This window comes from Vibrio panuliri, assembly GCF_009938205.1.
Taxonomy (GTDB): domain Bacteria; phylum Pseudomonadota; class Gammaproteobacteria; order Enterobacterales; family Vibrionaceae; genus Vibrio; species Vibrio panuliri.
In genome coordinates this window covers 397,841-409,400 of record NZ_AP019654.1, presented here as the reverse complement: position 1 = coordinate 409,400, position 11,560 = coordinate 397,841, and the positions used below count along the sequence as shown (strand labels likewise).

Sequence of the window (11,560 nt, the reverse complement as noted above, 5' to 3'; positions counted from 1 at the left end):
CTACATCATTACAACGTCAAAGTGCTCTTGAACATAGAGCGGTTCTGATTGGATTTTCACTTGTTTACCGATGAATACTTCAAGTTCAGCTAATGCATGCGACTCGTCACCTTGCAGGGTGTCTGCAACCGCAGGAGATGCGTATACCACGAAGTTGTCAGCATCATAAGCACGATTTACGCGCGTAATCTCGCGTAAAATTTCATAGCACACTGTTTCAACGGTTTTCACGCGTCCGCGCCCTTCACATGTAGGACAGGTTGAACATAAAACATGCTCAATACTTTCGCGCGTTCGTTTGCGTGTCATCTCAACCAAACCTAGGCTGGTAAATCCATTGATATTGGTTTTCACTCGATCTTTATCGAGCGCATTTTCCAATGAGACCACAACACGTTTACGATGTTCTTCAGACAGCATATCGATAAAATCAATAATGATAATGCCGCCTAAGTTGCGTAAGCGTAACTGACGAGCAATCGCTTGAGTCGCCTCTACATTGGTATTAAAGATTGTCTCTTCGAGATTACGACGACCAACAAAAGCCCCAGTGTTGATATCAATGGTGGTCATAGCTTCTGTTTGATCGATAATCAAATAGCCACCAGATTTAAGATCCACCTTACGATCCAGCGAACGTTGAATTTCGTTCTCGGTGTCGTACATATCAAAGATTGGCTTGTCGCCCTCATACAGCTCAAGCTTTTCGGTCAACTCTGGGACGTACTCGCTAGTAAACTCTTTAAGATTCTCGAACTCTAATCGAGAGTCGACGAGGATTTTGGTTAGTTCTGTACCGACAAAATCACGCAGAATACGCTGTGATAAGCCCAACTCACCGTACAGAGTAGAGCGAGTTTTATACTTACTACGACGTTCATTCACTTTCGACCAAAGACGTTTTAGGAATGCTGCATCTTGAGATAGTTCCTGCTCATCAGCACCTTCCGCAGCGGTACGAATAATAAAGCCACCATCTTCATCGCAATAATGCGCCACGACTTTCTTTAGACGTTCACGTTCTTTTTCGCTTTCAATGCGCTGAGAGACACCGACATGGCTTGCTCCTGGCATAAACACCAAATAACGAGAAGGTAAGGTGATGTCCGTTGTTAGCCGTGCGCCCTTTGTCCCAAGAGGGTCTTTCACCACTTGAACAACAATATCTTGGCCTTGACGAACTAACTCGGAAATATCACGAACTTGGAACTGCTGCTTTTCGTTTTCTGCCACACACTCGGTGTGAGGCACGATATCGGACGCATGGAGAAATGCCGCTTTATCCAAGCCAATATCAACAAAAGCTGCTTGCATACCGGGTAAGACACGACTGACTTTACCCTTATAGATGTTCCCTACAATACCGCGTTTTGCTTCGCGCTCAACATGGACTTCCTGTAAAACGCCTTCTTCGATCATCGCCACACGAGTTTCGCTCGGGGTCACATTGATCAACAACTCTGCACTCATGAGCGCACCTCAAATTTGAATTATAAAAATTTGTGCAAGAGCTGGTCAGTTTCAAATAGCGGTAAACCAACGACAGCGGAATAGCTGCCTTCGATTCGAGTGACAAAGCGCCCTCCAATACCTTGGATCGCATAACTGCCAGCTTTATCGCATGGTTCTCCAGATTGCCAGTATTGTTCGATTTCTTGTTCTGACAACGGCTTAAACCATACGTCGGTAGTCACAACTACCGTTTCTTGTTTTTGTTTACTTGCGACCGTTACTGCCGTCATCACCTGATGTGAGCGTCCCGATAGTCGCATCAGCATCTCTTTTGCATGCTGATAATCATTCGGTTTTTCCAATACAGTCTGATCACAGACCACTATGGTGTCAGAGCCAATGACAACCGAGTCTGCCGCAAGAGCAACACCTGCTAGAGCTTTATCTTTAGATAAGCGCACAACATAATCATAAGCACTTTCATCGGTTTGACGCACCTCTTCAACATCGGTGCGAACAATTGAAAACTGATAACCAAGTTGCTCTAGCAGTTCTTTACGTCTTGGGGAGCCAGAGGCCAATAAAATAGATGGTTGCATGGCTACCTCACATGCCAATGGCGTCTTATGCGGCGCATCAGCAAGAACATCCACGGCCATAAAATACAGTTAATTAACCCAGCCCACAGCGACATTGGGTTAAAAGTAATATCTTGAATGAGGTACTCACCGAAGAATATCATCACTTCAAGGGCTATCGAGAGTAAACCAATCACCAGCGCCTGCTGCCAAAGCGCCATATTGCGCAAAACCAGAAAGTTGAGTGCCACAATATAGATCAGTATCGACATCATCATGCCACGGATACCCAAGGTAGATCCCAACAGCAAATCCCAGAGTAACCCTAATATTAGAGCAGTACCAACATTTACGCGATGTGGCAGTGCCAATACCCAATAACAGGTAACCAGTAACAGCCAAGACGGGCGCAACACATCCAACACTCCCGGCCAAGGAATGGTCTGAAGTGTTAAGGCAATGATAAATGACACTAAGATTGCCATCTTACCTTTCAGTACACTATTCGCCATTGGTGGTTACCTCTGCCATATTACTTGGTTCTGCCGACTGTACTTTTTCTTGGCGAGAGTCACTTGGCCAAATCAATAGCAAGTAGCGCAGTCGTTCAAAGTCCACCACGGGATCGGCTTCGATCAGTGCAAATTCTCGATGACTGTCGCGCTCAACTTTGTCGATATAAGCGACAGGATATCCTTCAGGATAAACGCCTCCTAGACCCGAGGTCACCAATAAGTCACCATCCTGAATATCGGTACTAATTGGGATATGATCTAGGTGGATCTTGTCTACTTTACTGTTACCCGATGCAATCACACGAATATCATTGCGAATCACTTGAACTGGAATCGCACTATTAGAGTCAATTAATAGTAATACTCGGCTATTGTGGGCGGAAACAAAGGTTACTTGCCCCACAATTCCTTTCTCATTGGCGACAGGTTGACCGACGTAAACGCCGTCAATATGCCCTTTATCGATCACCACTTGATGGCGATAGGGGGAAGAGTCGACTGCCATCACTTCTGCGACGACTTTACGTTCATCTCGCACAAAGGAAGAACCAAGTAATTTACGTAGACGTTGGTTCTCTTCTCGATATTGATCAAGAAGGAGTAAATCATTTTTTAAACGCAGCACTTCTCGCTTAAGCGCACGATTACTTTCTATCGCCGCTTGGCTAGTGTTAAACCGTTCGTACACTCCGTCAAACATCTCTCGGGGCACATCAGCAAGATACTGAATTGGCGCAACAATGCTGTTCAATAAATAGCGCACTTGGGCAAAAGCACCTAAACGACTATCAGCCAGCATAAGGCTGGCTGATAAAATCACGGCGAAAAATAGGCGTAATTGAAGTGAAGGTCCTCGGCCAAAGATCGGCTTCATTGAGTTTGAGTTCCTTATTTCTATAATGTTTGCCCAACCTAGTGGTTGGGCAACAGCGATTATTCTTCGCTAAATAGATCGCCACCATGCATGTCGATCATTTCAAGAGCTTTACCACCACCACGAGCAACACAAGTCAGCGGGTCTTCAGCAATAACGACTGGAATACCTGTCTCTTCGGTTAATAGGCGATCAAGATCTTTTAGTAGAGCACCACCACCTGTTAGCACCATACCATTTTCAGAGATATCTGACGCCAATTCTGGTGGGCACTGTTCCAATGCCACCATCACGGCTGAAACAATACCTGTTAGCGGTTCTTGTAGCGCTTCAAGGATTTCGTTTGAGTTTAGGCTAAAGCTGCGTGGAACACCCTCAGCTAGGTTACGACCACGAACTTCAATCTCTTGAACTTCGTCACCAGGGTAAGCAGAACCGATTTCATGTTTGATCTTCTCAGCCGTCGCTTCACCAATTAAGCTGCCGTAGTTACGACGCACATAGTTGATGATTGCTTCATCAAAGCGGTCACCACCGATACGAACTGAAGATGAGTACACGACACCGTTCAATGAGATAACCGCGACTTCAGTCGTACCGCCACCAATATCGACCACCATTGAGCCCGTTGGTTCTGATACACGCAAGCCTGCGCCAATTGCCGCCGCCATTGGTTCGTCGATTAAATACACTTCGCGTGCACCAGCACCGAGTGCTGATTCACGAATCGCACGGCGCTCTACTTGTGTTGAACCACAAGGAACACAAACCAATACGCGAGGGCTTGGTTTTAATACGCTATTGTCGTGCACTTGCTTAATAAAGTGCTGCAACATTTTCTCAGTAACGTAAAAGTCGGCAATAACGCCATCTTTCATAGGACGGATCGCTGAAATGTTTCCTGGCGTACGACCTAACATTTGCTTCGCCGCATGGCCGACAGCCGCTACGCTTTTTCCTGCGCGGTTACGATCTTGGCGAATTGCGACTACTGAAGGTTCGTCAAGGACAATGCCTTGACCTTTGACATAAATAAGGGTGTTGGCTGTACCTAAATCGATTGATAGGTCATTCGAAAAGATGCCACGAAGTTTTTTGAACATATTCTTCGTTCGTCCTGAAAGAATTAGAAGATAAAAAATTGGTCTAAATGTACCAATGCCTCGCCATCACAGCAAGGCATTGTCTAAGAAAGATGGAGTGAAACACGCAATTTCTAACAGTTTCCTTACGTAGCGCCACTTTTTAATAAAAATTACAGCCCGGTCAGCCCCTCTTCGCTGCGGAAGATGATCTTGTCATTACCGCGATATATACCGAAGGTGACCACCGTGGATGGATCTTCATCACCTAGCCCATGCCAGTTATATTGCAACCATGGTTGGTTTGTCCCTTTACTTCCACATTTAACTGTTGAGTCCAATGTTTGTGGCGAAGCATGCGTACTATCACTGAGATCATCAAGCTTTAACCAAAACTGCACTTGCTCTCGTAAACTCTTATCGCTGTCAGCATTTGCCATTAGAGCATCGGAGAGACCATCCTTAACCTTAGTAAAACTATCTGCTCCCGCTAATTCCGATGTCGAATTACTAGGGGTAGATTGCCATAATGGCTTTTTGCATTGATAGTTATCTGCCGTCAAAAATCCAGATGCATCATCGGATTGATTGACAACAAATTTGGATCCATTCCAGTACTCCACTCTTAACGGTACGTTAAAATTAGTCCCAGATACGCCGCCCAAATGCCCCAACACCATTCTTCCATAACGAAGTTTAGGCTGATAGATAAATGCTTGGTAGTCGAGCTTATTTCCGTCCTCATCGAGGAAAAAGACCGGGTCAATACCATCGACTTGCAATGCATAATCGGTTAAGGTCGCCTCAGATGCTCCCGTGTTAAAAGGACCATTTTCTTTAGTCGCTAACGGGGCGCTTAGAGCTGAAGTGCGATACCTCAGTACTTTCGCATTCGAATCGTCGAGCTCCCAATAAGAATATTGACTTGTGCTATCCGAATCCTCTCGCCATTGACCAGCCGCGACGTTGAGCTGAAGTTCATTTTTCTTGAATGAATTACTCTCTTGCCAGAGCGTGAATTTCGCTTGAAGAGGTTTAGAAAAATCATCGTAGTTTTTGACGTTTTTACTATCCAAAGTCACTGCTTCCACTTTGACAGCAACATTCGCAAACGGCTGGCTCAAATAAGTCACATCACCCTGGCTTGCTGGTGCCTGCCACTCACTCTTATTGATGGCAAAACGGTAAGGATAGAATCTTCCCACATTGCGATAGCCCTGTTGAATATCCATATCCCAATAATCATCGCTATCGACCATCAACTTCAGTTGCCCTACTTCATTCCAACTTAGTGAGTCAAAAAGATAATAGCCATCCTGTTCACTGGCAGTATAGGTTTTACTGACATTGCCACTCAGCTCCCCTAGCTCACCACCGCTCGGCAAACTGATATCATGCGTCACTTTGAGCGTAATTTCACCAGCTTGCCCTAAAGAAAAGTTCTCTGTAATGTTGCCTTTATCGCAATAACTATCGAGTGTCGCGACCTCACCCGTTATGTTTCCACCTTGCCAACGAATCGGCAAGGCAGCGAAGGCAAAAGACTCTCCCGCCGCCACAAAGTGCTCGCTAGTTGGATCATCGATATCGCCATTTGGCAGCGGTTTGAGGGTTGGGCGGCATAAGGCAAAAGTCCAAGGTCGTGCTTTAAACTTAAGTTCGCCGATAATCTGCTTGCTTTCCGTTATCGGACAATCGACCACCTCAACACCCTGACGATAAAAATCTTGGCATTTTACGGTATCGATAAGTTGCCCTTTATATCGCCCTGCATCATTAAATTGGATATCAGCAGCCACTTGCCCAGCTTTGAACGCCGCCGTCAGAGTGAGTTTGTTTGAATTGTTTTGCCAACTTCCTGGTATGAAAGAGGTATTGTGTAAGTTTTTCTCGCTGATCGTTTTTTCATAGTTACCAACGATAGTATTTCCATCAGTGCTACATGCTAGCGCTTTAATCGAGACCTTATCCGGATAACCAGCAATCAATTCTTTCTCTTGACCGTCGTTGATATCAAACACAACTGGCGCAAAGACAAGGTGGCTAGTGTCGCTAATCGCATCGTGACCAACCACATTGGCTTTTACTTCGATTGGACCATAGTCATTGTTCGCTTTGGAATCGACTGTAAATTCAAACCAACTCTTCGCGGCATCATATTTCACACGCGTAAAGCTAAGAGCATTTGGTGAGGTGCTGTATAGATTCACCAAACTGTTGCCGATGTTTTGAATGGGCTTACCATCTTTATCAAAGACTTTGACATACACTTTGTTGTTGTCAGCGCACTGAAGATACATATTGGTTGGAACAATCTCTATTGCGCTGATATCGGGCTCAACTGTTCCGGTACAATTAAGTTGGTTTGTCGCGTTAATGGAGTTACTACCACCACTTATCGCAATCGAATGCGAAGTAACGCCACCATTAATAGTGTTACGCCAACCACTGACACCAAAACCATTGTCTTTGTCATCAGCTCGCTTATCTACGTAAATATAAGCATTGATCTCAACGTTGTGAACATCGGATTTAAGATAGAAATTCGCCTTATCTCCATGACCGAGAAACAGCAAATTTTCACTTTTGGCATTGTTGCCAACATTAATTTTGATGTCTGATTTTTCAAACAGTATTTCTTTGTAGTTAATCTCGGTCGGACCATTAACCTGCAGACTCGCCCCTTCTGCCTCAAACTTAAGAATGCTGAAGTAGTAGCGCCCTCCAGCGAGCACCAGCGTTGCATCTTCCGCTACCTTAACGTCTTTATATACACCGGGAGTTAAGTAACAATCTCTGAGATTATCCTTTTTACAATCTTTATCTGGTTTATTGCCCGTATAAGGGAACGTCCCCAACGACTTAGGAAAGCCATCGACGGCTGGCTTGGTATTGCTAAGCATCGTCTTACAACTAACGAGATTACCATCTCCATCGATACAATCTTTGTAACCCGTACTTGAAGAGAGAAAGAGCTCTGTTTCATTCTTGCCTAGCTGAACATAGTTGCTCGCCCCCACTTGCAGCGCACCAAATGGATTGCCACTCGGCAAGATATAGTTAGTTTGTACCGTATTAGGGACATAGGGGCAGATATCGAGCTTAAAATCTGGTACGACGGGTTTCTCATCCAGCGGGCCACAACGCAAGTTATGTAACTCATCGTCGTCATCTTCATGCTCGAATACTGCATAAGCTTTGTGAGAGGTATAGTGAGTCCAAAGAGTCTTAGTTATGCTTTCTGACCATTGACCTGATTTATAGACGTAATAGGTAATGTCACCATAATAGGCATTGCCACGGTGACCTTGGTAGTCGTAGTCGATTCGTATCGTTGCTCCCGGCTCTTTGTCGACACTCGGGTCATAAAAGAGCACATTTGGATAATCATCATCGTCATCACTGGTCCATACCGCAATATCTTTGTATCTATCGTTTTTTTTATTGCTGGCAAAAAACAGCACTTCGTCATCAAAGTCCCATTTATTTTTTGAAATGCGACCTTTATGCTGGCTGTAGAATGAAGATGATTGCTCACCATAATCCGCATAGACGGTAAAATCTTGCTTAAAGTTGACCCGACAATATTCAACTAAGTCATCATCAGCATAAACGCCAAGAGAAACGAGAGAAACAAGCAGTGACAGCACGATATGTTTCATTATTCTGACTCCCTTACCCAAATTTCTTCACTGCGCTCAACTGCGCTTTTTCCTGAGCCACAAACCACCCGAGCAGTGAGCTTGTAATAGAAAATGCCATCCAGCTTTCCAACCCCACCACAACTGGTTTCCTTGAGTTGGCAGTTCATTGTGACCTCGGTGAACTTACCGTCGCCATCAGTAAAATCCGGCAACGCCATCTTATCTTTTGGTTTACAGTTTGCTTTGACCGCTGAGCTGGCTGAGTCCAACGGATAAAAGCGTGTTAGCACGTCCTCGTTAACTGACTGAGCCAACAGCCAAGCTTGAGTTCCCAGCAGTTCTTTCGCATGAGAGTCGGTATTAGACCACTGAATACGACTAAGGTGAGTGGCAAGAAATCCCATCACCACCAAGACAAAGATCACCACGATAAGCAAGCTACCTTGCTGATACTTACTACGGGACATTTAACACCTGCACGTCTTGTTCAAACCGAGTGGTTTCGTTGTTTTGACTAAAGTGCAACTCAATATGCACAACGCCACTGTGCTGCACTCCTGCGGGTTGATACTCAATCGCCCCACTCACTTTAACCTCTGATGTATCAATTAACGGCATTGCCTGTCCACTGCCAACTTTACGAGTGATTTTTTCGTCTCCAAGGCAATAAGCGATCTGTCGATCATTGGCAGAGATATACTGCCGATTGACCACAGATCCTCCGATTAACTGATTGGCTTTGCCCTCGAGGGTAAACGTTGCACCTGAAATCGTAGGATCAGATATCTCTTTCACACCACTCAAAGAAAAACTATTGGGTAAGTCACTTAACGTTTGCCCAGCCAGAAGTTGTTGGGTGGGATTGATCACTAGCTGTTTATCGCTCAAATCGCCCACGGTGGCATTCTCATCACCGACAATAAAGTGAATATCACTGCCAGAGACCGCATAGAACCCAGACTCAATGATCGGATAAAAAGACAAACATAAGCCATCGGAAACAAACACATTAGGTAGCGCATGACGAACTTCTCGCGTCATTTTTTCCAGCACAAACTGCGCTTGAGTTTGTAGCCTTTGCCGATCAACGCTTTGCGCATAACCTTTGGTTCCTAGCTCGACAAAACCAGCAATCCCCATCACTAATATCGTCCCCACAATCATAGTGACGACCATCTCAATCAAAGTGAAACCGCGCGTTTTCATTAGTAGTTCCCCCGATAAGCAACATACTCAATCGGTGTTTGCTTACCTGCAGTCACAATAAGGTCGATGCGCTTCATGCGACGAGAACTACTATCAGGCGCATAACTCACCTTGATGTCTAAACGGAAATTGTGATAACCACTCTCTTTTTCATTAGAAATTAAATCATACAAGTCACGACAGCTTGCCGTTCCATTGGGCACCCAGCACCCTTCATAGTCATCGATATCATTCAAATCCTTTACTGCTTCACTATCGTCCCAGTTGGTAGTACATGGCAAAGCAGCAGGATCAACCGAGGAACAACGTATTTCATTGCCGAGACCTTGGGTATTTTGATCAAACTTACGTGACAAAATATTGGTCATCACGCTTTGTGCAAGCGCAGCCGAGCGAGATTGATAATGCGGGTCAGCTGAACTCGCCAATTGCGGAACTAAAAAGCTGGTCAAAGTCACCATGGCGATGGCCATCATCACCATTGCCACGACGCTTTCAATAAGAGTAAAACCGCGCCATCTTTGCATTAATCGCACCCCGATTTCGAGATAAGCCCATTAGCACAAACGGAGACAATAGCCTGACTGCCTTGCCCGTGGATGGTAACCTCAACCCCACCGCTAGCCACATTTAGTGGGTTACCCAGTAGATCAAATGAGATCTCACTCACGGGAGCGGAAAAGGTAACGCCATCTTCTGCCACCCAGTCGCTGCGCCCATCAGGGTGCGCACAACCTTCTACCGAGCCAAAACAGTGACTGCTGATTGACAATCTCAGGCTATCATTGGCATCAGTTACATTGGAGTGCATGCGATTAAGTTGCACTTGGCGAGCGATTGAAATCACAGAGTCTTGAATAACAAGTACAGAAAAACTGCCTACGCCGATATATCGACTAGCAGCATATAAAGAGAGTATGGCCAGTAATATGATCACAATGATCAGTTCGACCAGTGTAAAGCCTAACCGCTTGCGAATATTCATCCTACCTGCGTCAACTTTAAGTAAACTTTTGTATTATACCGAAAAGAGTTAAGAAATTGTTGGATTATTGGGGGTTTTGAGAAGAACATAAAAAAGGCCAGCTAAGCTGGCCTTTTTTATGAATTAATTATCGCATTTTTGTACGGTAATCACTGGCTCAGAACCATCTGTGGTGTTCATCGTGTATTTAACAAGACACTTAGCATCTTCTTTTGAGCTTTCAAAAGAGTAAGAGATCGTATTAGTACCTGAACTTACAACCTTCCAATCACTGTCTGAACCAGACAAACCAACTACTGCTCGTCCGATACCATCTTCTGATGCTTTTGGATATCCCAGAATAGTCGTAATATCTTGACCATTTGTGCCGCCAGATACTGCACCTGGATTGCTCTTTTCGACACCGCTAACCGCAGCACGACCATATACAATACCCGTTGCTCCAGCCATTGCACCTTTTAAGCCTTCTAGTGATGCATTGCGCGCATCATCTTGTAGGTTAAGGAAACGTGGCGCTGCCGTCACTGCAAGAATACCTAGAATAACAATTACCACCACTAGTTCGATTAGGGTGAAACCGCCTTGTCTTTTCATAGTAAAATCTCTCTTATTTTAAGTTTCGCAGCATTACTGCAAGGTTACGGTCACACGACCAGTTTCAATTTCATACTCAAACTTGTGCTCAGTCCCACCTTCGCGCTGTACATAGACGCAAATATTGGAGGCTTTATTCGCTTGAGCGGAATATTTTACATCGCGGTTTTTCACCGCATTGTCAACAGTATCAACTTTCGGAGGATTCTGAAGCAAGTTCTCCATCAGGTTAATACAAGCTTGATCTGTTAAGCCCGTCGGAAATTCACCATTATCCGGCACAATATCAAGCGGGTAACCATCGCGATACACTGTACTGGCACCGTTTGATGTTTTCGAGCGCGTCAACCAAAAGTCAACACCATCATAATTCACGTAGTTCTGTTTCTCTGCGCCAACGATTTTTGATGGGCGAGCCTCAGCTTCCCATTGAGCACGAGCAGAAAGCACGCCCGTCGCAAAACCGCCAGCAACCCCTTCAATACTCGCTTTTTTTGCTTCATCGGTGACATCGAGAAAACGGGGTAATGCCGCAACCGCCAGTAAACCGACAACAACGATTACAACCACTAGTTCAACTAAGGAAAATCCAGCTTGCTTATTGTTTTTCATCTTCTTCCTCACCCGTTT

General features: G+C 45.0%; 12 protein-coding genes. All 12 read right to left on the bottom strand.

Features of this window, described 5'->3' with window-relative positions:
• The 12 genes from rng to GZK95_RS01945 all read right to left on the bottom strand — a co-directional run bounded on the left by rng (nucleotide 1) and on the right by GZK95_RS01945 (nucleotide 11,542).
• Nucleotides 1-1,470 (bottom strand): ribonuclease G, encoded by a 1,470-nt coding sequence (rng, locus tag GZK95_RS02000; RefSeq protein ID WP_075709788.1) that lies wholly within the window; start codon nucleotides 1,468-1,470, stop codon nucleotides 1-3.
• Nucleotides 1,471-1,490: 20 nt separating this feature from the next.
• The gene (locus GZK95_RS01995; protein WP_075713955.1) at nucleotides 1,491-2,051 is read right to left on the bottom strand and encodes a Maf family protein; all 561 of its coding nucleotides are present in this window, start codon (nucleotides 2,049-2,051) and stop codon (nucleotides 1,491-1,493) included.
• A gap of 2 nt (nucleotides 2,052-2,053) precedes the next feature.
• Nucleotides 2,054-2,542, bottom strand: coding sequence for a rod shape-determining protein MreD (gene mreD, locus GZK95_RS01990; RefSeq protein WP_075709786.1), 489 nt, complete (start codon nucleotides 2,540-2,542; stop codon nucleotides 2,054-2,056).
• Nucleotides 2,532-3,419: a rod shape-determining protein MreC gene (gene mreC, locus GZK95_RS01985; protein WP_075709785.1), complete on the bottom strand. Its 888-nt coding sequence runs from the start codon at nucleotides 3,417-3,419 to the stop codon at nucleotides 2,532-2,534. The genes mreD and mreC overlap by 11 nt, the downstream gene beginning before the upstream one ends.
• Nucleotides 3,420-3,478: 59 nt before the next feature.
• The gene (locus GZK95_RS01980) at nucleotides 3,479-4,522 is read right to left on the bottom strand and encodes a rod shape-determining protein (protein ID WP_075649431.1); all 1,044 of its coding nucleotides are present in this window, start codon (nucleotides 4,520-4,522) and stop codon (nucleotides 3,479-3,481) included.
• A 152-nt stretch (nucleotides 4,523-4,674) separates the two neighbouring features.
• Nucleotides 4,675-8,163 carry a DUF6701 domain-containing protein gene (locus tag GZK95_RS01975; RefSeq protein ID WP_075713957.1) on the bottom strand — a complete coding sequence of 1,163 codons (3,489 nt, stop codon included), beginning with the start codon at nucleotides 8,161-8,163 and terminating at the stop codon, nucleotides 4,675-4,677.
• Entirely contained in the window at nucleotides 8,163-8,612 is a 450-nt protein-coding gene (locus GZK95_RS01970) for an MSHA biogenesis protein MshP (RefSeq protein WP_075713959.1), read from the bottom strand. The genes GZK95_RS01975 and GZK95_RS01970 overlap by 1 nt, the downstream gene beginning before the upstream one ends.
• Nucleotides 8,602-9,351: a PilW family protein gene (locus GZK95_RS01965; protein WP_075713961.1), complete on the bottom strand. Its 750-nt coding sequence runs from the start codon at nucleotides 9,349-9,351 to the stop codon at nucleotides 8,602-8,604. Before GZK95_RS01965 ends, GZK95_RS01970 begins: the two co-directional genes overlap by 11 nt.
• Nucleotides 9,351-9,878: a type IV pilus modification PilV family protein gene (locus GZK95_RS01960; RefSeq protein WP_075713963.1), complete on the bottom strand. Its 528-nt coding sequence runs from the start codon at nucleotides 9,876-9,878 to the stop codon at nucleotides 9,351-9,353. The genes GZK95_RS01965 and GZK95_RS01960 overlap by 1 nt, the downstream gene beginning before the upstream one ends.
• Nucleotides 9,878-10,336, bottom strand: a complete 459-nt coding sequence (locus tag GZK95_RS01955) for a prepilin-type N-terminal cleavage/methylation domain-containing protein (protein ID WP_075713965.1) — start codon at nucleotides 10,334-10,336, stop codon at nucleotides 9,878-9,880. Before GZK95_RS01955 ends, GZK95_RS01960 begins: the two co-directional genes overlap by 1 nt.
• A 123-nt stretch (nucleotides 10,337-10,459) precedes the next feature.
• Nucleotides 10,460-10,930, bottom strand: a complete 471-nt coding sequence (locus GZK95_RS01950; RefSeq protein WP_075713967.1) for a type II secretion system protein — start codon at nucleotides 10,928-10,930, stop codon at nucleotides 10,460-10,462.
• Between the two features lie 33 nt (nucleotides 10,931-10,963).
• Nucleotides 10,964-11,542 carry a prepilin-type N-terminal cleavage/methylation domain-containing protein gene (locus GZK95_RS01945; RefSeq protein ID WP_075709778.1) on the bottom strand — a complete coding sequence of 193 codons (579 nt, stop codon included), beginning with the start codon at nucleotides 11,540-11,542 and terminating at the stop codon, nucleotides 10,964-10,966.
• Nucleotides 11,543-11,560: the final 18 nt, after the last annotated feature.